The following is a 24618-nucleotide window of genomic DNA, read 5'->3' on the forward strand; positions in this document are numbered from 1 at the left end:
TTGCGGTGTTCTCTGGGGATGTCACCGCTGTCCGGGAGGCTGTCGCCGCCGCGCAGTCCGGTTTGGTCGATCGCGAGCTGATCGCCGAGGTCGTCGTGCTGTGCGCCGTCGCGGGCGAGCACGCGCTCGTCGTCGGCGCGCCCGGTACGGCCAAGTCGGCCGCGGTGCGGGCGGTGGCGCGGCAGCTGGGCGGGTCGTACTTCGAGTACGTGCTGGGCCGCTTCACCGAGCCGAACGAGATCTTCGGACCGGTGGACCTGCGGAGGCTCGCCGACGGCGTGGTCGAGATCGAGACCGCCGGCATGCTGCCGGAGGCGGAGGTCGCCTTCCTCGACGAGGTGTTCCTCGGGTCGACGGCGATCCTGAACACGTTGCTGGGACTGCTGAACGAGCGGGTGTTCCGGCGCGGCGCCACGCGGCTGGAGAGCCCGTTGCGGGTGTGCGTGGGCGCCACGAACACGCTGCCGGACGACCCGGTGCTGGCGGCGTTCGCGGACCGGTTCCTGGTGCGGGTGTTCGTGGACCCGGTGGCCGACGCGCTGCTGGAGGAACTGCTGGAGACGGCGTGGTCGGCTCCGGGCGGCCCGGTGTCCGCCGCGCTGCCGTCCGTGGACCGCCTGGCCGCCCTGTCGCGTGACGTGGACCTGCGCCCGGTCGTGCCCGCGGCCGCGACGGCCGTGCGCAGGCTGCGGCACGCGGGCGTGGTGCTGAGCGACCGCCGGGTGGTGCGGGCGCAACGGCTCGTGGCCGCGGCGGCGGTGCTGGACGGGCGGACCGCGGCGTCGGCGGAGGACCTGTGGGTGCTGCCGCTGATCGCGCCCAGCCGCGAGACGCAGGCACTGGCGCGCGACGTGCTCGGCGACCTGATCGACCGGGCGCGCAACGCGAGCCTCGTGCACGCGGCGGAGGAGTTCTCCCGCGGTCCGCGGGCGCGCGCGGAACGGCTGGTCCTCACCGCGGAGAAGGTGCTCGGCGGCGAACCGGACCGGCTGCGCGTCGAGGCCACCCTGCGCGAGATCGACGCCGGTTTCGCGGCGGACGACCTGCCGGAGGCGCTGCGCGACGCCCGCGCCCGCCTGATCGCCGTGCTGCAGCCGTGAGACCGCTGACCTGGACGCGCCGCGAACCACCGCTCGCCCCCGCGGCCGTGGCCGGCGGCGCGGACCTGCGCGCCGCCGCGGTGCGCAGGTTGCGCGAGGGCGCCGAGCTGCGGGTCGCGTGCGGTCCGGAGTGGATCCTCGTGGTCGGGGGCGACCTGCCGTGGGCGGACGGCGTGACCTACCTGGGGTGGGACGACGGCCTGCTGGTGCCGACGACCCTCGCGCCGTCGACGCCGGCCGGGTTGCTGCGGCACGCGCTGCCCGCCGACGTGCTGGCGGTGCTGCCGGGTGCGGTGCTGACCGGTCCGGCGCCGGTGCGGGCGGCTGATCCGGAGCGGCTCGTGGCGGTGCGCGCCAACGACCTGGAGCGGCCGGCATGAGCGCTGTCGAACGGACACGCCCCGGAGCGGCCGGCATGACGTTGCCCGAAGCCCTCCGCCCCTGGGCTACCGCCCTGTCCGCGATGGACCTCGACCTCGCCACCGCGCTCGGCCCGCTCCTCACCGAGCTCGACGAGTTCATCACCGCCGCCACCGCCACCCATCCGCACCGAGGCGAGCCGGACGGGTTCGGCGGCATCGGCCGCAAGGGCGAGCCCGAGCGGATCCTGGTGTCCGAGTGGGCGCTGGCCGAGCACTTCCCGCGGGAGTTCCTGCGCAAGGCCGCCACGGGTGAGCTCCTGCACACGATCCCCGAGTTCGTCGAGAAGCACCGGAAGGGCCAGGCCGCGGTCCTCGTCGACGCCGGGCCCGACCAGCTCGGCGCCGCCCGGCTGGTGCACCTCGCCGCGCTCATCGTGCTGCGGCGCCGGGAACCGGACCTGCTGCTCGGTGTGCTCGGCGACGAGCCCGGCAGCTGGCACCCGGCCGACCTCGGACGGCTGCTGGACGCCCGCCGCGCCACCCGGCCCGACCAGGCGGACGTCCGGAAGTGGGCGGACACCGTCGACGACCTGTGGCTGCTGGGCAGCCCGCGGCTGACCGCGCCGCGCTGCCTCACCACCACCGAGTCGGCGTGGGACGAACAGGGCGCGACGGCCGTGCGCGTGGAGCTCAACGGGCTCGCCACCGAGCTGACGTTGCCCGGCAGACGGCACGGCGTCCGGCTGTTGCGCGGCAACCTGCGCACGCCGCAGGCCCAGCCCAAGCGCGCGACCACGCTGAGGTTCCCGTCGTTCCCCGGCGCCGAACGGGTGTTGCTGGCGCGCGGCGGCACCGATCGGGAGCTGGTGACGTTGCGGGTGCGCAGCGGCATCCAGCGGACGCACACCCTGCCCGGACGGGTGCTCGCCGCCGCGCAGGTCCACAACAGGCTCGTCGCGCTCGTCGAACGGGACGGGGTCGTCCGGCCGCACGTCATCGGCAACCAGCTCAGGTACCTCAACCGGATCGAGGCGAACGCGGACCAGCTCGGCATCGACCCCGAGCGGGTCGCGGACACCGGGCTCGCCCCGCTGCACCTGCACGAGGGCACGGTGCTGTGCCGGTGGTCGGAGAAGTCGAACTGGTGGTGCCTCGAACCGGGATCGCCGCCCTGCCTCACGGAGTTCGCGGTCGTCGCGCCCGGAGCACACCACACGGACACGCCGCGCACGTCGGAGACACCTGATCTGTTCGGGCCGGCACCGCTGGTCGCGAAGTGGCAGGACCACCGGCGGTGGCGGGTCGCGGACCAGGACGTCGAGCTGCCCGCCAAGGCCCGGCCGCTCGGGCTGCACCTGTTCGAGGGCAAGCGGCCGGGCATCGTGTTCCAGGAAGGACTCGTCCTGCGGGTGCGGACCGCGGCGGGCACCCGCACGCTCACCGCCTGGTCCGGCGCACCCGCCGCGGTGCACCCGGAGCAGCCGTGGGTCGCGGTCCGGCGCGACGACGGACGCATCGAGGTCGGCGACCTCGTCAGCGGCAGGCGGATCGCCACCATGCGAGGTGACGGATGACCACGTTCCGCGGCACCGTCACCGCCAAGGCGTTCGTGCTCGACGTCCACGTCATCGGCGAGGAAGAGGCACGGACGCGTGTGCTGGACCTGTGGCAGCCCGGCGCACGCCTCTACGCGACCCCGGCGGGGTCGTGGTTGCTCGCGCTGGCCGAACCGGTCGAGGTTCGCGCGGAACGAGCACCGGGCCTGCCCCTCACCGAGGTGCCGGACGACGTGACGCCGCTCGACTGTGCACAGTGGACGGATACGAGCGGCCTCGTCCGGTACGGGCTCACGCCCGCCGACCACGAGCCCGCGCCGGACCCCGTCGAGTCGACCGTCCCCGAGGCACCCGAGCTGCGGGTCCGCGGGGGCATCGGGGCGCCCTCCCAGCACGTCGAAGGCCTCGCCGGCGGGGAGAGCGGCGCAACGTTCCGCACGGTCCTGATCGTCCTGGGCGCACTCGGTGTCCTCGTCCTGCTGGCCCACGGCAACTTCAGGCCGGTACTGGCGATGGCGTTCATCGCGGCCTTGGCCGCCATCGGCAGGGCGGCCAGGGGCACCGCCGCGGCAACCCGTCCCGCCGCGGCCAGGCAGCGCGGGGACTTCTGGGCGCGGCTCGCGATGCGCACGCCACTGCGCGCCCTCGTGCGGTCGAAGCACGACAGGTACCTGCGCCGGCTCACCGAGCTGTTCGAGCGCAAGGACTGGCACAACGCCCTGCGCGACGCCATCGGCATCGGCCGCGACGGCGAGGGCCGGCTGAGCCTGAAGGTGCCGCAACGGCGCACCGGGGACCTGCGGCCGACCACCGTCCTCGGGCCCGGCGCGGGTCCGTTCTACGGCGTCGAGGTCCAGCACCACCTGCAGCGCCTCTACCGGACCGCCGCCGAGGACCTGGAACGGCTGGGGCGCCACGACGAGGCCGCGTTCGTGCACGCCGACCTGCTCGGCGACCCCGCGGCGGCGGTCGCGCTGTTCGAACGCCTCGGCAGGCTCACCGACGCCGCCGAGCTCGCGGAAGGCCGCGGCCTCGACCCGGCGCTCGCCGTGCGGCTGTGGTGGCGTGCCGGGAACAGGACGCGGGCGATCGACGTGGCACGGGCGCGCGGTGCGTTCGCGGCCGCCATCGCGCGGCTGCCCGAACAGGACGGCCGTGAGCTGCGCACGGAGTGGGTGCGCGAACGGCAGGAGGCGGGCGACCACCTCGGCGCGGTCGGCGCGGCCTGGCCCGACGAGACCACCCGCGACCTCGCGTTGCCCAGCGTCCAGGCGGGCATGGCGCTCGGCGGGCCGACCGGCAGCACGCTGTTCGCCCACCTCGCCGTCGGCTGGCCCACGGCCCGCACGCACGTGGCGGCGCTGGCGTTGCTGGACGACGACGACCCGGAGCTCGCCCCGGCCCGGCGGCACTTCGTCGACGCGTGGCTCGCGCTGCAGGGCGCCGACCGGGACCTCTTCCCGCCACGCCAGCACCTCGCCGACCCGGAGCCCACCCCCGCAGGCCCGCACCACACCGACACGCGGCTCACAGGGCAAAGCGCCGACCAGGAGCTCTCCCAGGCACGCCAGCACCTCACCGACACCCGACCCACCCCGCAAGGCGCCGCCCCGGAGCCCACCCCCGCAGGCCCGCACCTCGCCGACACGCCGCTCACCCCGCAAGGCGCCGACCGGGAGCTCGGCAGCGCGGCCACCAGGGCGTTCGTCCGCGACGGCACCCCGGTGCCGCGCGCTCTGAAGAAGCTCGCCGATCCGCTGCTCGCCGCCGACCTGCCCAAGGCTCCCCGCCCCCGCCGGGACGTGCCGGACCTCGTCTTCCCCGCGCTGCCCGCCCAGCTCGTCGTCCACGACGCGGTGGCGTTGCGCGGCAACGCGGTGCTGGTGGCGCTCGGCGACCAGGGCACCCGGCTCCTCACCGGCGACGGGCGCACGCGGGCGCGCTGGGACGTGCCCGCCCACCAGGTCGTCATCGCCGACCACGGCGGGTCGGCGCTGCTGGTCGGCCGGCGCGGCGCCGTCTGCGAGGTCCACCACCTCGACGTCGCCTCCCGCAAGGTCCGCCACTGGACCACGCTCGCCCACCGCGCGTTCGTCGGCTCGTTCGACGGCGGCATCGCGGTCGTGCGGGGACCGGACGGGCTGGAGTTCCTGGACGTGCGCAGGAACCGGCCGACCGCGGTGTGGCGGGAGCTCGACCGGGACGCGGTCGTCCTCGGCCTCGCGCGCAACGAGCACAGCCTCGCGGTGGTGTTCACCAACCGGGGCGATCGGGCGGTCGAGCGGTGGCGGTGGGAGCTGCCCGGGCTCACGCTGCGCGAGCGCTCCCGGCGGGAGGAACAGCAGGTCCTGCCGGAGGGCACGCTGCTGCCCTCCGGGGAGCACTGCGACGGCACGGCGGACGGGGACGCATGGTGGACGCCGCGCGAGGACCACGCGGAGATCCGCACCAAGGGCGGCCTCGCCGCACGGACGACCGCGGTCGTGCACGGGATCCGCTGGCACGCGGGTCTGGTCACGCTGATCGACCACGACAGCCGCGTGGTGGCGCTGGACACCGAGACCCGCGAGCAGGTCGCTGCGTTCGCCGTCGCGGCCCGTTAGGAACGGCGAACCGCCCCGGCCGAGGAGACCGGGGCGGTTCGGTGAAACGGTCCTACAGGTACGTGCCGGTGTTCGTGGCCGTGTCGATCGCGCGGCCCGCCTCCTGGTTCTTCCCGGTGACGAGCGTGCGGATGTAGACGATCCGCTCGCCCTTCTTGCCCGAGATGCGTGCCCAGTCGTCGGGGTTCGTCGTGTTCGGCAGGTCCTCGTTCTCGGCGAACTCGTCGATGATGGCGGCCTGCAGGTGCCGGACCGAGAGGCCGGGCTGCTTGGTGTCGAGCAGCGACTTGATCGCCGCCTTCTTGGCCCTGTCGACGATGTTCTGGATCATCGCGCCGGAGTTGAAGTCCCGGAAGTACAGGACCTCCTTGTCACCGTTGGCGTAGGTGACCTCCAGGAAGCGGTTCTCCTCGGACTCCTCGTACATGCGCTCCACGGTGTGCTGCACCATGCCCTCGATGCAGGCCTTCGGGTCCCCGCCGAACTCGGCGAGGTCGTCGGCGTGCAGCGGGAGGTTGGGCGTCAGGTACTTGTTGAAGATGTCCTTCGCGCCCTCGGCGTCCGGCCGCTCGATCTTGATCTTCACGTCGAGGCGGCCCGGCCGCAGGATCGCCGGGTCGATCATGTCCTCGCGGTTGGAGGCGCCGATGACGATGACGTTCTCCAGGCCCTCGACGCCGTCGATCTCGCTGAGGAGCTGGGGCACGATCGTCGTCTCGACGTCGGACGACACACCGGAACCGCGGGTGCGGAAGATCGAGTCCATCTCGTCGAAGAACACGATCACCGGGGTGCCCTCGGACGCCTTCTCACGAGCCCGCTGGAAGATCAGGCGGATGTGCCGCTCGGTCTCACCGACGAACTTGTTGAGCAGCTCGGGGCCCTTGATGTTGAGGAAGTAGGACTTGGCCTGCTTGTCGGTCTCGCCGCGGATCTCCCGGACCTTCTTGGCCAGGGAGTTCGCCACCGCCTTGGCGATGAGCGTCTTGCCGCAGCCGGGAGGGCCGTAGAGCAGCACGCCCTTGGGCGGGCGCAGCTCGTACTCGCGGAAGAGGTCCGCGTGCAGGAAGGGCAGCTCCACGGCGTCGCGGATCTGCTCGATCTGCCGGGACAGGCCGCCGATGTCGCTGTAGTCGATGTCCGGGACCTCTTCCAGCACGAGGTCCTCGACCTCGGCCTTGGGGACCCGTTCGTAGGCGAAGCCCGCCTTCGAGTCGACCAGCAGCGAGTCGCCGGGCTTGAGCGGCGAGTCGAGCAGCGGCTGGGCGAGCCAGACCACCCTCTCCTCGTCCGCGTGGCCGACGACCAGCGCGCGGGCGATCTGGTCCTCTCCCTCTTCGGAGAGGATCTCCCGCAGTGCGCAGACCTCACCCGACCGCTCGAAACCGCCGGCCTCGACGACGGTCAGCGCCTCGTTGAGGCGGACCGACTGGCCGAAGGACAGCTTCTCCGGCTCGACCGCGGGGGACACGGCGACCCGCATCCTGCGGCCGGAGGTGAAGACGTCCACCGTCCCGTCGTCGAAACGCGCCATGAAGACGCCGTACCCGCTGGGGGGCTGCGCCAGCCGGTCGACCTCCTCACGCAGCGCGAGCAGCTGGCTTCGTGCTTCGCGGAGGGTGTCTATGAGCTTCGTGTTTCGCTCGGTCAGTTGGCTGACCCGCTCCGTCGCCTCGGCCAGTCGCTGCTCCAGCAACCGGACATGGCGCGGGGACTCGGTCAGCTTGCGACGCAACGACGCGATCTCGTCCTCGAGGAACCTGATCTGCGCTGTCAGCTCAGCAGAATTGTTGCCCTGGTTCAGCTCGCCACCCTCGTCGGGCTGGCTGCCGGGATGACCGTGCTGCATGTCGGCACCCTCCTCCCGTGTTCGTACCGATTACGGTACCGGCGATCACCGACAAAATGGGGTACTCACAACATCATCTTCGCTCGTGTGACGCAACGGTCCGGCCTCCAAGAGAGGTCAACTGCTCCATCTCGGTGTCCGGTGGAACCGCCTACCCGCTACGGTGCGTCCCAGAAACCCCGGCCGGCGTTTCGTCCGGCGACATGCCGATCGACCTGCGAGAAGTCCGAGGAGAGGGTCATGGGAGCACCTGGGCGGCCGCCCGGTCCCCACGCTGTGCGACCACCCTCGGACGACCCTGAACACGTCTGGTACGGCTCGCGACACGAAGACGGGCGGCAACCCGCCGTCGTCCCACCAGGTGGACCACTGACTGCTCCGATCGGTGGTCACGCACCGCAACACACCCCGTCCGCGCTCGTCGGAGGACCCGCTCCAGCCCGACTCCGGTACGACCGGAGGGCGTGCGGCCAACCGGGTGGTTCTGCCGGCGCAACCGGCGCACCACCCCGACAGCGCAGTGCATCGCGCTCGATTCGCGGTGGAGTTGCCGCAATCGTTATCAGACGCGGCCTTCGCGCGCCCGCCTGGCAACTGCACATGGTGTGCATGACCACTCCTGCGTGTCGTTAGCGCTCATTCGGCCGCGAGCTACTCCGCGAAGTACCACAATGTCCACCGAAAAGATCACCTCATCCGCATCGGGGGAGTTTCGATGACCTACCCGCCGCAGCAGCCCGGTCCGTACGGGCAGCAGCCGCAGCCCGGTGGGCCGTACGGGCAGCAGCCGCCGCAGCAGCCGGGATACGGCCAGCAGCCCCAGCCGGGGTACGGCCAGCCGCAGCAGCCCGGTTACGGGCAGCAGCCCGGCTCCTACGGCCCGCCGCAGCAGGACCCGTTCGGGCAGCAGGGCCCGCAGAGCGGCGGTTTCCCGCAGCAGGGCTACGGCCAGCCCGGTCCGTACGGCCAGCAGCCCGGCTACGGCGGCTTCGGCGGCCCGCCGCCGAAGAAGAGCAAGACCGGCTTGATCATCGGTGTCATCATCGGCGTGCTGGTGCTCGTCGGTGGCGGCATCACCGCGGCCGTCCTGCTCTCCGGCAAGAAGTCCAGCGACACCAGCACGGCTTCGTCGGACACCAACTCGGCGCCGACCGACGGCAGCACCAAGCCGACCACGCCGTCGAAGGGCTCGTCGAGCGGCGGTGACTCGGACGCGAAGGAGGTCGCCGAGGAGTTCACCAAGATCGTGATGAAGGGCGTTCGCGCGGGCAGCAGCAAACCGGAGGACGTCAAGGCCCTCGTGTGCTCCGCGGAGTACCCGAAGCTGAAGCAGCAGTCCGCCGCACCGAACCCGAGCGTGCAGGCCACCGTGACGGACGTCAAGACGTCGGGCAGCAGCGGCACGTTCACGCAGAAGATCAGCGGGCTCGCCGACCCGTCCAAGCCGGGCCAGACGACCTCGGGCAGCATCATCTACAAGCTGTCCAAGGAGGGCGGCGACTGGAAGGTCTGCGGCATCGAGAAGATCGACTCGAACTGACCGCACCCGCGGTGAAGGGGGCCTCGCGCGAGGCCCCCTTCCGCGTTTCTCAGCCCTTGCTGGGACGGCGCTGCGGCTTCGGCGCGGTGACGCCGTCGGCGAGCTTGCGCGTGGTCAGCAGGAACGCCGTGTGCGCGATCATCCGGTGCTCCGGCCGCACCGCGAGACCGACGACGTGCCACGGGCGGACGAGCGTCTCCCACGCGTGGGGCTCGGTCCAGCACGTCATCTCCCGCAGCGCCTCCGTGACCGTGGACAGCTGCGTGGTGGTGGCGACGTACACGACCAGGACGCCGCCGGGGATGAGGTTCTTCGCGATCGTGGGCAGGACCTCCCACGGCGAGAGCATGTCGAGGATGACCCGGTCGACCTCGCCCTCGTGGTTCTTCACGTCGTCGACGGTGATCGACCAGTTGCCGGGGCGCTCGCCGAAGAACGTCTCCACGTTGCGGATCGCGTGGACCGCGTGGTCGTCGCGCACCTCGTAGGACTGGACGCTGCCCTTCTCCCCCACCGCGCGCAGCAGTGAGCACGACAACGCGCCGGAGCCCGCCCCTGCCTCCAGAACGCGCGCGCCGGGAAAGATGTCGCCGTACATGACGATCTGCGCGGCGTCCTTCGGGTAGATCACCTGCGCGCCGCGCGGCATCGAGAGCACGTAGTCCGGCAGCAGCGGGCGCAGCGCCAGGAAGTTCGTGCCGCCCACGGAGGCCACGACCGAGCCCTCCGGCTGCCCGATGAGCGAGTCGTGCGGGATGGCGCCGCGGTGGGTGTGGTACTCCTTGCCGGGCTCGAGGACGACCGTGTAGTGCCGGCCCTTGGGGTCGGTCAGCTGAACCCGGTCACCCGGCTGGAACGGTCCACTTGCGCTAATCACCGCGCAATGGTGTCAAACGCCCTTCTCAATGGCCGCACGCAGGTCCTCCCTGCGCAGCACACCGGCCGGGCGACCCTCCAGGTCCACGACGAGGAACTGCCACGCGGCGGTGCCCCGGACGCGTTCGACGATCTCCTCGCCGGGCTCGTCGGCGAGCAGCACGGTCTCCGGCAGGATCGGTTCCGCGGCCTGTTCCGCGGGCGCGAACGGGCTCGCGGCGGCGAGCTTGCGCGCGGCCTCGGTGTCGAGCAGTCCCGCGGCGACACCGTCCGCCCTGACCAGCACGACGCCGCGGCCGGCCGAGGTGCTCAGCGCGTCGGCCACGGGGCTTTCGGCCGGGAGCTGCAGCACCGGGTGGATGAGGTCGCCGAGGGTGACTCCGGCGGGCCACGTGCGGCGTCGTTCGCTGGCCAGCTCGCTCCTCGCTCCGGCGACGACGACCCACGCCGTGAGCGCGCACACGCCGAAGCGCAGCCAACGGTCCTCCGCGCCGTCCGCGACGCCGTAGAGCGCCCACACCACCAGCGCGAAGGCCACGGCGAACCCACCGACCACGGCGACACGGGTGCCCATCGCACGTTGCCCGGTCACGGCCCACACGCCCGCTCTGACGATCCGGCCGCCGTCGAGCGGAAGCCCAGGCAGGAGGTTGAAGATCGCGACGACGAGGTTCGCGCCGGCGATCTGCACGACCAGAAGCCACAGCACGCCACCGGGTTCCATCGCGAACCCGCCGATGCCGAAGATCACCGCGAGCGCCACGGACACGACCGGTCCCGCGCCCGCGACGACGCCTTCGTGGCTCGGTTTGCCGGGCGTGCGCATGATCTCCGACAGGCCGCCCAGCAGGTACAGGCGCAGCCTGCGGACCGGCAGGCCCAGTCTGAGCGCCGCGACGCAGTGACCCAGTTCGTGGGCGAGCACGCTCAGCCCCAGGAACACCGCGAAGAGCGCGGCGAGCGCCAGGCCGACGCCCGGTGGCGTGCCGGGCGCGAGGTCGTCGACGAGCGGTGCGTAGAACGCCACCACGATCGCGGACCCGATCCACCACGACGGCGCGAGCAGCACCGGGATGCCCGCCACCCGGAACAGCAGCAGGCCGCCCTCTCGCTCACTGATCCGCGCGGCCACGGGTGCACTGTAAGGCCGCCGGTGTGATCTCGCGGTGTACCGCCGGGCACGCGGGTCAGTCCACCGTCCACCCCAGCCCGTCCTTGGCCACCGCGAGCTCGCCCTCGCCCGCCTCCCGCGCGGTGCCGAACAACGCCTCCTCCTGGAGGTTCTTGCCCTCGCGGAACGTGTCGCCGATCACCGGCGCGTCGAACAGCGGGTTGTGCCGGTCGTCGGCGGTGGCGAGTGCGCCGACCGCTCGGTCGAGGTCCGCGGCGGCGCTCGCCAGCCCGCCGACCAGCTCGGCGAACGCGGCGGTCTCGCTCGCGTCCACGTTCGTCAGCTTCTTCGCGGTCCAGAAGTACGAGCTCTCGTCGCGGTGCATCTCGTAGAAGGAGATCAGGAAGCGGTAGAACAGGGCGTACTCGCTGCGGTAGCGGTTCTCGAACTCCTGGAAGCTGCGCCGTTCCTCGACCTCGCCGCCGAGGCAGGCGTTGATCGACCGCGCGGCGAGCTGCGCGCCGTAGGTGGCCAGGTGCACGCCGGACGACAGCACCGGGTCGACGAAGCACGCGGCGTCCCCGGCCAGCACCAGGCCCGGCCGGTGGAACGCCTTCTTCCAGTACGAGTAGTCCTTGCGCACCCGGACCTCGTCGTAGGGCGGCTCCGTCGCGAGCGGCACGCCGTCGAGCTTCTCCGCGATCTCCGGACAGGCCGCGACCAGGCCGAGCCAGGCCGCCTTCGGGTTGCCCCGCACGAGCGCCCGGTGCTCCGGCGAGACGACCGCGCCGACGCTGGTCAGGTCGTCGCGCAACGGGATGTACCAGAACCAGCCCGCGTCGAACGCCGCGCAGAAGATGTTGCCCGCGTTCGGTTCCGGCAGCCGCGCGCCACCGGCGAAGTACCCGAAGACGGCGAGGTTGCGGAAGAAGTCGGAGTGCACGCGTTCGCCGGTGCCGCGGTGGATGCGGCTGGTGTTGCCGGACGCGTCCACCACGTACTGGGCGAGCACGGTCCGGTCCTGCCCGGAGGGGTCGCGGTAGCGCACACCGCGGACCCGTCCGCCGCTCTCGACGACCTCGCGCACCTGGCAGCCTTCGCGCACCTCCACACCGTTGCGGACGGCGTTGCGCAGCAGGATCTCGTCGAACCGCTGCCGTTCCACCTGGAAGGCGGTCGACATCGGCTCCGGCACACGGGGTGACATCGCGAAGCTGAACTGCCACGGCTCCGGGTTGGCGCCCCAGCGGAACGTCCCGCCGCGTTTCAGGGTGAAGCCCGCGGCCGCGACCTCGTCCGCGACGCCGAGCAGGCGGCAGATCCCGTGGACGGTGGACGGCAGCAGCGACTCGCCGATCTGGTACCGCGGAAACGCCGACTGTTCCAGCAACAGCACGCGATGGCCGCGCATCGCGACCAGGGTGGCCGCTGTCGAACCGGCGGGCCCGCCACCGACCACCACCACGTCGTCGTACGAGTCCCCTGCCGGTGTCATCCGCTCCCCTTCCCACCGGGCGATCCTGATCACCAATCTAACGGGCCGATCGGTGGCGACCCGGTCCGAATCGGGGTAGGGATGGGTTGGTGATCCCCGATGGCACCGGTCTCGACGTCGCGCATCTGCTTTCCCGCAACGCCAAGCTGCACGGCACGAAGGCGGCGTTCTCCGACGACGTCCGCACGGTCACGTGGAGCGCTCTCACCGATCGGACGGCGGCGCTGGCGGCGGGCCTCGGGGTCGACCGCGGCGCGCGGGTGGCGTTCCTGCTCGACGACAGCGTGGAGCTCGTGGAGAGCGTGCTCGCGGTCGCTCGGGCCGCGGCGGTCGGCGTCCTGTTCAGTCCACAGTGCACGGACGCGGAACTGGGCCATCTGCTGGCCGACAGCGAGCCCGCCCTGCTGATCACCGACGCCCGGCACCTGCCGCAGGTGGCGCGGGTGGGCGGTGCACCGCGGCTGCTCGTCACCGGCGAGGAGTTCGAACGGCTGGCGAGCGGGCACGGGCAGCCGCGTGACGACCTCGGACCGGACGAACCCGCGTGGATGATCTACACGTCCGGCACCACCGGTTCACCCAAGGCCGTGGTCTCCTCGCAGCGCGCGGCACTGTGGTCGCCGGTCGAGGTCTACGGGCCGCTGCTCGGGCTGACCGCAGAAGACCGGCTGCTGTGGCCGCTGCCGATGTCGCACAGCTTCGCGCATTCGTTGTGCGTGCTGGGAGTGCTCGTCGCGGGCGCCGGTGCCCGCCTCTGCGTGCACAAGGACCCGGCCTCGGTGACGCGGCTGGCGCAGGAGTACGCGCCGACGTTCGTCGCGGGCGTGCCGACCACCTACCGGCAGCTGCTGGCGGCCGGGTTCACCCGCCTTCCGTCGCTGCGGACGTGTGTCACCGCGGGCGCGCCGTGCGACGAGAAGCTGCGCTCCGACGTGGAGACCGCGCTCGGGGTCGCGCTGCTCGACTGCTACGGCAGCACCGAGACCTGCGGCATGATCGCCGTCGAACGCGCAGGCGCCCGCAGGCGCGGGACGAGCGGGCCGCCGGTCACCGGGATGAGCGTCCGGGTGGTCGAGCCGGGCGAGATCTGGGTGAGCGGTCCGGGGCTGATGGCGGGCTATCACGGCAGGCCCGAGGCGACGGACCGCGCGTTGGTGTCCGGCTGGTACCGCACGGGAGATCTCGGCCGGGTGGACGAGCACGGACATGTGGTCGTCACGGGCCGGGTGGACGACCTGATCATCCGGGGTGGGCACAACATCGACCCGGTCGAGGTCGAGTCCGTGCTGACCCGGCAGCCGGGCGTGGTGGACGCGGTGGTCGTCGCGCGCGAGCACCCGTTGCTGGGCGAGACCCCGGTGGCGTTCGTCGTGCCGTCCGGTGACGCGGTGGACGCCGCCGTGCTGCTCGCGGCCTGTGCCGCCTCGTTGTCGGCCTACAAGGTGCCCGAGGAGATCCGGTTCGTCGCTGCGGTCCCGCGCACCCCGTCCGGCAAGCCACGACGCAACGTGCTGCGCGCGGAACTGGCTCAGCCCACCCCGAACGCAAGCGATCCGACCGGCCCGACGTTAGACCCGCCGCGCGCGGAACCGGCCCCGCCCACCGAAAACCCCGGCCGTCCGACCGGCCCGGCGCTCGACGCGCTGACCCGGCTGGTGCTCGACGAGGTCCAGGCGATCCGCGGCGCGGAACCCGACCCGCACCAGGCGTTCAGCGGCTCCGGCCTGACCTCCCTGCAGGCCACCACCCTGTGGCAACGCCTGCGCGACCGGACCGGCCTCCCGCTGCCGGCCACCCTGGTCTGGGACCACCCCACCCCCGCGGCGGTCGCGGCACACCTGGACACCCTGCTTCGAGGCGAAACGCGCGCGGCGCAACCCGCGCACACCGGCGGCGCCGCAGAGGACGTGGCGATCGTCGCGGTGGGCTGCAGGTTTCCCGGCGGGGTCCGATCTCCGGAGGACCTCTGGCGGCTGGTGCTCGACGGCGTGGACGCGACCGGCGAGTTCCCGGGTGATCGCGGATGGGACGTCGACGCGTTGTACGACCACGATGCGAGCCGGGCGGGCACGACCTACGTGAAGCGCGGCGGGTTCCTGTACGACGCGGCGGACTTCGACCCCGGCTTCTTCGGCATCTCGCCCCGCGAGGCGGCCACGATGGACCCGCAGCAACGCCTGCTGCTGGAGGTCGCGTGGGAGACCGTCGAACGGGCGGGCATCGCGCCGTCGTCGTTGCGGGGCAGCGACACCGGCGTCTTCGTGGGCCACATGCACTCCGACTACGCGGACGAGCACAAGGCCGACCACGCCGATCTGAGCGCCCAGCTCGTGCTCGGGTCCGCGAGCAGCGTCACGTCCGGCCGCGTCTCCTACACCCTCGGGCTGACCGGGCCGTCCATCACGATCGACACGGCGTGCTCGTCGTCGCTGGTCGCGCTGCACCTCGCCGCCCAGGCGCTGCGCGCGGGCGAGTGCTCGCTGGCGCTGGCCGGCGGCGTGACGGTGATGACGTCGCCGCTGTCGTTCGTCGCCTTCAGCCAGCAGCACGCGTTGTCACCGGACGGCCGCTGCCGGTCCTACGCCGAGGGCGCGAACGGCACCGGGTGGTCCGAAGGCGTGGGCCTGGTCCTGGTCGAACGCCTGGCCGACGCCCGGCGTAACGGCCACCCGGTGCTCGCGGTCCTGCGCGGCTCGGCGGTCAACTCCGACGGGGCGTCGAACGGGCTGACCGCGCCGAACCCCTCCGCCCAGCAGGAGGTGATCCGGCGCGCTCTCGCCGACGCGGGACTTTCGCCGTCCGATGTGGACCTGGTCGAAGGTCATGGCACCGCGACGAGACTTGGCGATCCGATCGAAGTCGGCGCCCTGCAGGCGGCCTACGGGCAGAGGAACGGCCGTCCGCTGCTGCTCGGGTCGGTGAAGTCGAACATCGGGCACACGCAGGCGGCGGCGGGCATCGCCGGGCTGATCAAGGTGATGTGGGCGATGCGCGACGACGTCGTCCCCCGGTCGCTGCACGCGGAACAGCCGACGTCCCGGGTGGACTGGCCGGCGGCCGGCATCCGGCTCGTCGACCGGCACACCCCGTGGCCGCGCGGCGAACGCCCCCGGCGCGCGGGCGTTTCCTCGTTCGGCATCAGCGGAACCAACGCCCACGTGATCGTCGAGGAGCCGCCGCCGCACCAGGTACCCGACGCCGAGCCGACGCTCACATCGGCGCCGTGGCTGGTTTCCGGTGACGGTGAAGCGGGTCTGCGAGCCCATGCCGACGTCCTCCACGCGGCCTTGACCGATGAGTCCACTGTGGATAGTGCGTTCTCGCTCGCCACGACCAGGGCGACGCTCAGCCATCGTGCCGCCGTGCTCGGCTCGGACCGGCCGGCGATGCTGGCGTGCCTGCGCGACCTCGCCGACGGCGTCGAGAACCCCGCCGTGGTCAGGGCGAGCACTCGGCGAGGCGTGCGGCCGGCGTTGCTGTTCACCGGCCAGGGCGCGCAACGGGCCCGCATGGGTCTTGAGCTCTCGCAGGCGTTCCCGGTGTTCGGGGAGGTGTTCCTCGGGTTGTGCGCGGAGTTCGGCGCGCCGCTGCTGTCGGTGATCGAGTCCGGTGAGCTGCTCGACCGCACGGACCACGCGCAGGCCGCGCTCTTCGCCTACGAGGTGGCGATGTGCGCGCTGCTCGACTCGTTCGGCGTGCGCCCCGGTCTCGTGGTGGGCCACTCGATCGGCGAACTGGCCGCCGCGCACGTCGCCGGGGTGTTCTCCCGCGCCGACGCCGTCCGGCTGGTCGCGGCACGGGGGCTCGCGATGGCGTCGATGCCGCCGGGTGTGATGGTCGCCGTCCGCGTGCCCGCCCACGAGGTCACGGCCACGGCCGAGGTGTCGATCGCCGCGATCAACGGCCGCGCGTCGGTCGTGCTGTCGGGTGCGGAGAAGGCGGTCATGGCCGAGGTCGAGCGCATCGGGGCCGGGTGCACCCGGCTGCGCGGCGGCTACGCCTTCCACTCGGCGATGGTCGACCCGTGCCTCGCGCAGTTCCGCGAGGTCGCGGAGTCGGTCACCTACCACCGCCCGGCCGTTCCGATCGTGTCGACGTTGACGGGCAGGCACGAGACGGACGCGATCGCGACAGCTGACCACTGGGTGCGCCAGGCGCGCGAGACGGTGCTCTTCAGCGACGCCGTGGAGGCCGCGGGTGAGGTCGTGTTCGCCGAGGTCGGTCCGGCCGCCACGCTGACCGCTCTCGCGCAGGACGTCGTGCCGGACGCCGCGGTCGTCCCCGTCGCGGAACGGCTGCTGGACGCGTTGGCCGAACTGCACGTGCACGGCGTGGAGGTCGACTGGGCGGCGGTCTACGCCCGCAGCGGTGCTCGTCGGCGTGATCTGCCGACCTACCCGTTCCAGCGCCAGCGCTTCTGGCTGGAGCCCGCGCGGAAAACGGCTCTGCTCGGAGAGCCGCAACCGGCGGCCGACCGGCCGGAAATCCGCCACACCAGCGTGTTGTCGGTGTCCTCCCAGCCGTGGCTCGCGGACCACCGGATCGGCGACGACGTGGTGGTGCCCGCGACCGTGTTCGCGGAGCTGGCCTTCCAGACCGCGCCGCCGGGACCGGTCCGGCTCGACGAGCTGACCGTGCACGCTCCGCTGGTGCTCACGACCGAGGCCCAGGTCCAGGTGGTCGTGACGGACGGACGCGAGATCACCATCTGGTCGCGCCCCGCCTCGGCCGGTGCGTGGACCCGGCACGCCACCGCGGTGCTCTCGGCTGCCGCACCTGACGCCTCTGTCGCGCAGACGGCGTGGCCACCTGTTGGCGCGCAACGGGTTCCGGTCAGCTACGGCAGGCTCGCCGTGCGCGGCTACCGCTACGGTCCGGCGTTTCGCGGCGTGGCGGCGTTGTGGCGGCGCGGCGACGAGCTGTTCGCCGAGGTCGAACTGCCCCGCGCGGCACGGTCACCGGCGCTGCGCCCCTGCCTGCTCGACGCCGCGTTGCACGCCTCGCTGTTCGCGGACCCGGCCGACCAGGACACCGTGCGGGTGCCCTACGCGTTCACCGGATTCACGCTGCACCAACCGGAGGCGACCGCGGCACGGGTCCGGATCACGCGCACCGGCGAGGACTCGGTCCGGATCGCCCTGAGCGACTCCGACGGCCGCCCGGTCGCCGTGGTCGAGTCGCTGGTGATGCGTCGGCTCACGGGGCGTTGGACCGCAGAAGCCGCTGCGGCACAGGCACTTCACCGCATCGAGTGGGTACCGGTCGACGCGGGCGCGGCGGTGCCGGACCACCAGGTCTTCGACACCGGAACCTGCGCGGGCACGCCGCCGGAGCGCGCTCGCACGTTGATCGGCTCGACGCTGTCGCATCTGCAGAAGTGGTTCACGGCGCACCCCGGCGAGCTGCTGGTCGTGGTGACCCACAACGCCACTGGCGACGACCCGGATCCCGCCGCCGCGGCGGTGTGGGCGCTGGTGAGCAGCGTGCAGGCCGAACATCCCGGCAGCGTCGCGCTGGTCGACCTGGACGACCCGGCCGCATCCGTGGTCGTCTCCGGTCTACCGCGCGCCGCCGTGCGCGGCGGACGTCTCCTCGCTCCCGAGCTGAGCGCCGCACCGGCTCCTGACGACGCCCCTGTCGACGCCACGGGCACCCTTCTGATCACCGGCGGTACCGGTGCTCTCGGCGCCGTGCTCACCCGGCACCTCGTGACCGCGCACGGTGCCAAGCACATCGTTCTGGCGAGCAGGAGCGGTGAGCTGCCCGGCTGGGCGAGCGACCTGCCCGCGGAGATCACCGCGGTCGCGTGCGACGTCGGCGACCGGGCCGAGGTGCATCGCCTGGTGGCGGACTGCGGCCCGGCGCTGACGGGCGTCTACCACCTGGCGGGCGTCATCGACGACGGCGTGCTGTCGGCGATGACGCCACAACGCGTGGACACCGTGCTCGCGCCCAAAGCCGACGCCGCCTGGTACCTGCACGAAGCCACCGAGCACCTCGACCTGTCGGCGTTCGTGCTGTTCTCCTCCGCCGCGGGTGCGCTGGGCAGGCCGGGGCAGTCGAACTACGCGGCCGCCAACGGCTTCCTCGACGCGCTGGCCCGGCACCGCACGGCTCGGGGACTTCCCGCGCAGTCGCTCGCGTGGGGCCCGTGGGAGCACGGGATGGCCGCGGGGACCTCCGGCGGTGCGCTCCCGCTCTCGGCCGACGTGGGCATGGCGGCGTTCGACCGCGCGCGCCGCACCCGTGAGCCGGTCCTGGTGCCGATCCTGCTCGACGGCACCGAGACCGCCGAGGCGCCGCAAGCCCACCCGGCCACCTGGACGGACGCGCTCGCGGCCGTTCCCGCCGCCGAACGGGAGGCGGCGCTCGCCGAGCTGATCCGCGGCGAGCTGGCGCTGACGCTCGGGTTCCCCGACGCGAGCTCGTTGCCCGACAAGAGCTTTCTCGAACTCGGCTTCGACTCGCTCAGCGCACTGCAGCTGGGCAACCGCATCCGTGCCTTCACCGGCCTGCGGCTCGGCCCGTCGGTCGTGTTCGACCACCCGTCGTTGTCGCAGCTCACCGCCCACGTCCACGAGCAGCTCACCGAGGGGACCGCCGCCGAACCGGCACCGCTGGGCTTCGCCGCGCTATACCACAAACTGCTGCGCGACAAGGGACCGGTGGAGGCCATGAAGCTGCGGGTCCTCGGGTCGTACGCGCTGCCGACCTTCCGCGCCGGTCACCCGATCACACCGGCGCTCCTGGCTCGGGGCGGCGGGCCGGTGCTGTGCTACCTGCCGAGCTACCTGGCCGCGGGAGACCCGGTGCCCACCGCGCTCGCCGGGCAGTTCGACGGCGAGCACGACCTGCTGATGCTGCGCTACCCGGGCTTCGGCGACTCGCGGGCCCTCCCGGAGGACCTGGACACCCTGCTGCGCACCCAGGCGGACGCGGTCGGCACCGCCGCGGCGGGCCGCCCGGTGGTGCTGGTCGGGCACTGCCTGGGCGGCGTGGTCGCCCACGCGCTGGGCGCGCACCTCGCCGCGCAGGGCCGTGCCCCGGCCGGAGTGGTGCTCATCGAGACCGACGCGAGCGGAGGTGCCCGCGACGACGATCGGGCGCTTTCGCTGCTGGCGGACGAACAGGATCAACCCGCCGAGTGGTACGACGGCGCCACCATGGACGCCCGGATCATCGCGGGCGGTGGCTACCAGCGCATGTTCGAGGGCCTGCCGCCACAGCCGTCGCCGGTGCCGACCCTGCTCCTGCGCGCGGGCCCGACCCCGCGGATGCGGCGGATCGACCCGGACCGCGACTGGTCCGTGCGCTGGCCGCTGCCGCACCAGGCCGTCGACGTGCCCGGTGACCACGACACCGTGCTCACCACCGACGCGCCGACCACCGCCGCCGCGATCCGCACGTGGCTCGCCGCACTCCCCTGACGCCCGTCGGGTGTGCGCGGAATTGTCAGACCCCTGTCCTAAGGTTCGAATCATGAGCACCACGTTGCGCAGGCCGGCCCTGTCCCCGTCACGAGCCGGGGACTTCAAGCAGTGCCCGCTGCTCTACCGGTTCCGCGCGGTCGACCGCCTGCCGGAGAAGCCGACGAAGGCGCAGGTGCGCGGCACGGTGGTGCACGCGGTGCTCGAAGACCTCTTCGCCCTGCCCGCCGCCGAGCGGGTGCCGTCCCGCGCGCGTTCGATGATCACTCCGGCCTGGGAGCGCGTGAAGGCGGAACGTCCGGAGTTCGCGTCGTTGTTCTCCGACGCGGGCGGCGACGAGGAGGCGCAGTGGCTGGAGTCGGCCTCCGCCCTGCTGGACGGCTACTTCGGCCTGGAGGACCCGCGCCGCCTCGAACCGGAGTCGCGCGAGCTGCTGGTCGAGTCCGAGCTCCCGTCCGGCGTGCTGCTGCGCGGCTACATCGACCGCGTGGACGTGGCCCCGACGGGCGAGATCCGGGTCGTGGACTACAAGACCGGCGCCGCCCCGCGCGAGGTCGGCGAGGCCAAGGCGTTGTTCCAGATGAAGTTCTACGCCCTGGTCCTGTGGCGCCTGCGCGGCGTGGTGCCGCGCCAGCTGCGCCTGATGTACCTGGCCGACCGCCAGGCGCTGGCCTACACCCCGGACGAGTCCGAGCTGTCCCGGTTCGAACGCACCCTCGAAGCCATCTGGCAGGCGATCATGCGCGCGGCCCCGACCGGCGACTTCCGCCCGTCCCCCAGCCGCCTGTGCGACTACTGCGACCACAAGGCCTTCTGCCCGGCGTTCGACGGCACCCCGCCTCCCTACCCGGGCTGGCCGGAGCCCGACGACACCGAGCCGCTCCAGGACCGCGACTGATGACCGCCTTCTACCTGCCCCTGGGCGCCGACACGTTCCGCTCGACGCCGCACACGGTCGGCCCGTGGGGCCCGGACAGCCAGCACCTCGGCCCGCCGTCCGCCCTGCTGGTGCGCGCACTGCTCGCTCTGCGCCCCACGCTCTCGCGCGTGACGTTCGAGGTGCTCGGCCCGGTCCCGGTCGCCGACCTGGCGGTGTCCACCGCGGTCGAACGCCCTGGCCGCTCGGTAGAACTGCTCTCGGCCACCCTGTCCTGCGAAGGCCGCGCGGCGCTCACCGCACGCGCGTGGCACATCGTCGGCTCCGACACCACCGCCGTGGCAGGCGGTTCCGGCACCACGCTCCCGCCGCCCGCTTCGGCCGCGCCGATGGAGATCCCGGACTTCTGGTCCGGCGGCTACCTGGCCGCCGTCGAGTGGCTGTCGGTGTCCGGCGGCATCTTCACGCCCGGTGACGCCCAGGTGTGGGCCCGCCCGCGCGTCGCCGTCGTCGAGGGCTTCGAGCCCTCACCGCTGGAGCGGCTGTTCTCGGTGGTCGACTCGGCGAGCGGTGTCTCGTCGCGGGTGGACATCCGGAAGTGGTACGCGATCAACACCGACCTGACCGTGCACCTGCACCGGCAGCCCGTCGGCGAGTGGGTGGGCCTGGACGCGCGGACGACCATCGGGCCGGACGGCGCCGGGCTCGCCACCAGCACGGTGCACGACGTCGAGGGGCCGGTGGGCACGACGGCGCAGGCGTTGTTCGTGCGCGAGCGCTGATACCCCGCCGACGCACCGGAGACGCGCCCTCACCGGCAACCTCGATGATCGCGGCACCCCCGCGTCGCCCTGCCCGAACGCCGCGAGCGGCGTTCTGTTCGTCTTCCGCCAGTCCTGGGCACCTGGATCAAGTTCCGGACGCGCTTCGGCCGGCACGACCGCACCGGCGCGGGCTCCGTCTCGATGTTCACCGCCGTCGCGGGAACGGCGTACCGTCAACCGGACTGTGAAGAGGTTCGCGAACCGGCAGGAAGCGGGCCGCGCCCTCGCCGCGCGACTCGCGGACCACCCGTGGCACGAACCGCTGATCCTCGGCCTCCCCCGAGGCGGCGTCCCGGTGGCCAAAGAGGTGGCGACAGAACTCGACGCCGAACTGGACGTCGTCGTGGCGCGCAAGATCGGCGCCCCAGGGCATCCCGAGTACGGCGTGGGCGCGGTCACCGCCGACACCGAGCCGATCTACGACCCGAGCGTCCTGAGAGCGCTCAACCTCACCGAGGAACAGCTCGCGAGAACGTGCGACCAGGAACGCGAGGAGGCCGCCCGGCGCACGAACCTCTACCGCAGGAACAAGCCGCCGCTGCGCATCCACGACCGCGACGTGATCGTCATCGACGACGGCCTGGCCACCGGTGTCACGGCCAAGGCCGCGCTGCAGTGGGTCGCCAGGCAGCAACCCAGAAGCGTCACCCTCGCGGTGCCGGTGGCCGCGAAGGACTCCCTCCACGCCTTCGGCACCCCGGTGGTCGCGATCCTCGTGCCACGTCACTTCGGCGCGGTCAGCCGCTGGTACGACCGGTTCGATCAGACCACGGACGACGAGGTGCTCAGCGCGCTCGAATAGTGCTCCACCACGGGGAACGGCGAGTAGAAGCGGTGCAGCAGCGCCGACCAGCGCTCGTAGGACGGGCCCTGCCGGAAGCCCACGGTGTGCGCCTCCACCGACTCCCAGCGCACCAGCAGCAGGTAACGACCGGGAGTCTCGAACGAGCGGAGCAGTTCGAGGCCGAGGAAGCCCGGCGAGGCGGAGATCAGCTCCCGCGCCTCGCCGAACGCCCACTCGAAGTCGGTCTCCTGGCCCGCCACCACGTCCAGGACGGCGTGTTCCAGGATCACAGGCGGCAGAACCTGATGTCCGAGGCCAGCACGGCCTTGGCACCGATCGCGGCCAGCTCGTCCATGACCTGGTTGGCCTCCTTGCGCGACACCATCGCGCGCACGGCCACCCAGTTCTCGTCGGCGAGCGGGGCGACGGTCGGCGACTCGAGGCCCGGCGTCAGGCCGACGGCCTTGTCCAGGATCGAGCGCGGGCAGTCGTAGTCGAGCATCAGGTACTGCTGCGCGAACACGACGCCCTGCAGGCGGGCCGTCAGCTGCTTCTTGGCAGGCGTCACCTCGGTGCCGGCGCGGTGCACCAGCACCGCCTCGGACTCGCAGATCGGCTCGCCGAACGGCACCAGGTCGTGCTGGCGCAGCGTGCGGCCGGAGCCCACGACGTCGGCGATCAGGTCGGCCACGCCCAGCTGGATCGAGATCTCCACCGCGCCGTCGAGGCGGATCACCTGGGCGCTGATGCCGCGAGCCTTGAGGTCCCGGCCGACCAGCCGCGGGTACGCGGTGGCGAGGCGCTTGCCCTCCAGGTCGGAGATCTGCCAGGCGGTGCCCTTGGGACCGGCGTAGCGGAAGGTCGACGACCCGAAGCCGAGCGCCAGGAGCTCCTCGACCGAGGAGCCGTTGTCGTCGGCGCCGGAGTCGGCGGCGAGGTCGCGGCCGGTGATGCCGAGGTCGAGGTCGCCGGACGCCACGTAGATCGCGATGTCCTTGGGGCGCAGGAAGAAGAACTCGACGTCGTTGTTCGGGTCGAGCACGGTGAGGTCGCGCGGCTCGTGCCGCTGCCGGTAGCCGGCCTCGGTCAGCATGGCGGAGGCGCGTTCGGCGAGCGCGCCCTTGTTCGGGACTGCTACGCGCAGCATGTGGAAGTCTCCGTCAGAGGTACTTGTAAACGTCTTCGAGGGTGAGGCCGCGGCCCAGCATGATCACCTGGAGGCGGTACAGCAGCTGCGAGATCTCTTCGGCGAGCTTCTCGTCGGACTCGTACTCGGCGGCGATCCAGACCTCGCCCGCCTCCTCCAGGACCTTCTTGCCCTGCGCATGGACGCCGGCCTCGAGCGCTGCGACGGTGCCGGAACCCTCCGGCTTGGTGGCGGCTCGTTCGGTCAGTTCGGCGAACAGGGAGTCGAAGGTCTTCACGACTCGACATCCTCCCACCTCGCGAACCCGCGTCCACACCGCGGTCAGTTCTGTCCCAGGCCGTGGACGTGATCTGTCCTGCATGGACACCCGGTAGCGTGAATTCCCGTGCCACAGGATTCGACCGGGTTCGCGGAGATTCTCGAAGCGCTGCGCCGGGTGCGCGGCATCAACCCGTTCTTCGCGCTCGACGTCGGCCGCCCGGACGAAACGTGGCTGCCGGGGACCGCGCTTCTGGAAGGCCCCGCGCTCAAGAACACCATCGACGCCATCGCGGCCCGGTACAACGCGACCGAACCGCGCGTCGCGGCGAGCCTGTTCTTCCTCAGCTACACCGCCCGGTTGCTGAGCCCGCTCACCGCCGCGAACCTCCCGATCGACATCCGGCCGGAGAACCTGTGGTGGCAGCACCACCCGGCGAACGGCCTGAGCGTGCGCATCGACCTTCCGCAGCTCGGCCCCGCACCCGCCGAGGCCCTCGAACCCGTGGTGGAGGCGATCCAACGCGTCGCTCCGGTGGCGCGCGGATTGTTGTGGGGCAACGCGATGTCGAACATCGCGGGCGCGCTCAAAATGGTCGTCCGCGCACGCATGCTCACAGCCGAGGAAGCGGAACTCCGCGGCAACGAGCTGATGAGCGCGCCACCGTTCGAACAGGCGGGAGAATTCCTGAGCATCCCCGGCGAGCTCGGGTTCGTGCGCAGGAGCTGCTGCCTTTACTACCGCGTCGCCGCTGGTGGGAAGTGCGGCGACTGTCCACTCGTGAAGTGAGGAACGCAACAACTCTTAT

Annotated in this window: 17 protein-coding genes; 10 read left to right on the plus strand and 7 right to left on the minus strand. The window is 72.3% G+C overall.

Annotated elements, in window-relative coordinates:
- The first annotated feature begins 5 nt into the window (after positions 1-5).
- From ACWEIJ_RS05205 to ACWEIJ_RS05220, 4 genes are read left to right on the plus strand one after another with little or no spacing between them, the layout of a single operon-like run.
- Complete coding sequence (locus ACWEIJ_RS05205) at positions 6-1100, plus strand: AAA family ATPase (RefSeq protein ID WP_449835905.1); 1095 nt, start codon at positions 6-8, stop codon at positions 1098-1100.
- Positions 1097-1480: a bpX5 domain-containing protein gene (locus ACWEIJ_RS05210; RefSeq protein WP_449835906.1), complete on the plus strand. Its 384-nt coding sequence runs from the start codon at positions 1097-1099 to the stop codon at positions 1478-1480. The genes ACWEIJ_RS05205 and ACWEIJ_RS05210 overlap by 4 nt, the downstream gene beginning before the upstream one ends.
- Complete coding sequence (locus tag ACWEIJ_RS05215) at positions 1477-3036, plus strand: hypothetical protein (RefSeq protein ID WP_449835907.1); 1560 nt, start codon at positions 1477-1479, stop codon at positions 3034-3036. The genes ACWEIJ_RS05210 and ACWEIJ_RS05215 overlap by 4 nt, the downstream gene beginning before the upstream one ends.
- Positions 3033-5621: a bpX6 domain-containing protein gene (locus tag ACWEIJ_RS05220; protein WP_449835908.1), complete on the plus strand. Its 2589-nt coding sequence runs from the start codon at positions 3033-3035 to the stop codon at positions 5619-5621. The genes ACWEIJ_RS05215 and ACWEIJ_RS05220 overlap by 4 nt, the downstream gene beginning before the upstream one ends.
- 52 nt (positions 5622-5673) lie before the next feature.
- Here the strand turns inward: ACWEIJ_RS05220 and arc are convergent, their stop codons facing one another.
- On the minus strand, positions 5674-7470 hold the full coding sequence (arc, locus tag ACWEIJ_RS05225) for a proteasome ATPase (RefSeq protein WP_449835909.1): 1797 nt from the start codon (positions 7468-7470) through the stop codon (positions 5674-5676).
- A gap of 715 nt (positions 7471-8185) precedes the next feature.
- Here arc and ACWEIJ_RS05230 point away from each other — a divergent pair.
- Complete coding sequence (locus tag ACWEIJ_RS05230; protein ID WP_449835910.1) at positions 8186-9010, plus strand: hypothetical protein; 825 nt, start codon at positions 8186-8188, stop codon at positions 9008-9010.
- A 49-nt stretch (positions 9011-9059) separates the two neighbouring features.
- Here the strand turns inward: ACWEIJ_RS05230 and ACWEIJ_RS05235 are convergent, their stop codons facing one another.
- Genes ACWEIJ_RS05235 through ACWEIJ_RS05245 form a run of 3 tightly spaced genes read right to left on the minus strand, consistent with a single transcriptional unit; the run spans position 9060 to position 12492 of the window.
- Positions 9060-9884, minus strand: a complete 825-nt coding sequence (locus ACWEIJ_RS05235; RefSeq protein WP_201780169.1) for a tRNA (adenine-N1)-methyltransferase — start codon at positions 9882-9884, stop codon at positions 9060-9062.
- A gap of 15 nt (positions 9885-9899) precedes the next feature.
- Positions 9900-11018, minus strand: a complete 1119-nt coding sequence (locus tag ACWEIJ_RS05240) for a site-2 protease family protein (protein ID WP_449835911.1) — start codon at positions 11016-11018, stop codon at positions 9900-9902.
- 55 nt (positions 11019-11073) lie between these two features.
- Complete coding sequence (locus ACWEIJ_RS05245; RefSeq protein ID WP_449835912.1) at positions 11074-12492, minus strand: tryptophan 7-halogenase; 1419 nt, start codon at positions 12490-12492, stop codon at positions 11074-11076.
- A gap of 89 nt (positions 12493-12581) precedes the next feature.
- Here ACWEIJ_RS05245 and ACWEIJ_RS05250 point away from each other — a divergent pair, with 89 nt between their 5' ends.
- The 4 genes from ACWEIJ_RS05250 to ACWEIJ_RS05265 all read left to right on the plus strand — a co-directional run bounded on the left by ACWEIJ_RS05250 (position 12582) and on the right by ACWEIJ_RS05265 (position 22422).
- Entirely contained in the window at positions 12582-19919 is a 7338-nt protein-coding gene (locus ACWEIJ_RS05250) for an SDR family NAD(P)-dependent oxidoreductase (RefSeq protein WP_449835913.1), read from the plus strand.
- Between the two features lie 52 nt (positions 19920-19971).
- A complete protein-coding gene (locus ACWEIJ_RS05255; RefSeq protein WP_449835914.1) occupies positions 19972-20817 on the plus strand; it encodes a RecB family exonuclease in 846 nt (281 codons plus the stop codon).
- Positions 20814-21578 carry a thioesterase family protein gene (locus ACWEIJ_RS05260; RefSeq protein ID WP_449836347.1) on the plus strand — a complete coding sequence of 255 codons (765 nt, stop codon included), beginning with the start codon at positions 20814-20816 and terminating at the stop codon, positions 21576-21578. The genes ACWEIJ_RS05255 and ACWEIJ_RS05260 overlap by 4 nt, the downstream gene beginning before the upstream one ends.
- A 226-nt stretch (positions 21579-21804) precedes the next feature.
- Positions 21805-22422, plus strand: coding sequence for a phosphoribosyltransferase (locus tag ACWEIJ_RS05265; protein ID WP_449835915.1), 618 nt, complete (start codon positions 21805-21807; stop codon positions 22420-22422).
- Here ACWEIJ_RS05265 and ACWEIJ_RS05270 read toward each other — a convergent pair.
- From ACWEIJ_RS05270 to ACWEIJ_RS05280, 3 genes are read right to left on the minus strand one after another with little or no spacing between them, the layout of a single operon-like run.
- Positions 22383-22694: an antibiotic biosynthesis monooxygenase family protein gene (locus ACWEIJ_RS05270; RefSeq protein WP_449835916.1), complete on the minus strand. Its 312-nt coding sequence runs from the start codon at positions 22692-22694 to the stop codon at positions 22383-22385. The genes ACWEIJ_RS05265 and ACWEIJ_RS05270 overlap by 40 nt on opposite strands.
- Positions 22691-23551 carry an ATP phosphoribosyltransferase gene (gene hisG, locus ACWEIJ_RS05275; RefSeq protein ID WP_449835917.1) on the minus strand — a complete coding sequence of 287 codons (861 nt, stop codon included), beginning with the start codon at positions 23549-23551 and terminating at the stop codon, positions 22691-22693. The genes ACWEIJ_RS05270 and hisG overlap by 4 nt, the downstream gene beginning before the upstream one ends.
- Positions 23552-23564: 13 nt before the next feature.
- Positions 23565-23828 (minus strand): phosphoribosyl-ATP diphosphatase, encoded by a 264-nt coding sequence (locus tag ACWEIJ_RS05280; RefSeq protein WP_189254156.1) that lies wholly within the window; start codon positions 23826-23828, stop codon positions 23565-23567.
- 108 nt (positions 23829-23936) lie between these two features.
- Here ACWEIJ_RS05280 and ACWEIJ_RS05285 point away from each other — a divergent pair, with 108 nt between their 5' ends.
- The gene (locus tag ACWEIJ_RS05285; protein ID WP_449835918.1) at positions 23937-24599 is read left to right on the plus strand and encodes a (2Fe-2S)-binding protein; all 663 of its coding nucleotides are present in this window, start codon (positions 23937-23939) and stop codon (positions 24597-24599) included.
- Positions 24600-24618 lie beyond the last annotated feature (19 nt).

The organism is Lentzea sp. NPDC004789 (assembly GCF_053601075.1).

What these genes read in the sequence shown, in the direction of transcription:
- ACWEIJ_RS05215 (WP_449835907.1), top strand. Translation starts at nt 1,477, where the DNA reads ATGAGCGCTGTCGAACGGACACGCCCCGGAGCGGCCGGCATGACGTTG.
- ACWEIJ_RS05220 (WP_449835908.1), top strand. Translation starts at nt 3,033, where the DNA reads ATGACCACGTTCCGCGGCACCGTCACCGCCAAGGCGTTCGTGCTCGAC.
- arc (WP_449835909.1), bottom strand. Translation starts at nt 7,470, where the DNA reads ATGCAGCACGGTCATCCCGGCAGCCAGCCCGACGAGGGTGGCGAGCTG.
- ACWEIJ_RS05230 (WP_449835910.1), top strand. Translation starts at nt 8,186, where the DNA reads ATGACCTACCCGCCGCAGCAGCCCGGTCCGTACGGGCAGCAGCCGCAG.
- ACWEIJ_RS05245 (WP_449835912.1), bottom strand. Translation starts at nt 12,492, where the DNA reads ATGACACCGGCAGGGGACTCGTACGACGACGTGGTGGTGGTCGGTGGC.
- ACWEIJ_RS05255 (WP_449835914.1), top strand. Translation starts at nt 19,972, where the DNA reads ATGAGCACCACGTTGCGCAGGCCGGCCCTGTCCCCGTCACGAGCCGGG.
- hisG (WP_449835917.1), bottom strand. Translation starts at nt 23,551, where the DNA reads ATGCTGCGCGTAGCAGTCCCGAACAAGGGCGCGCTCGCCGAACGCGCC.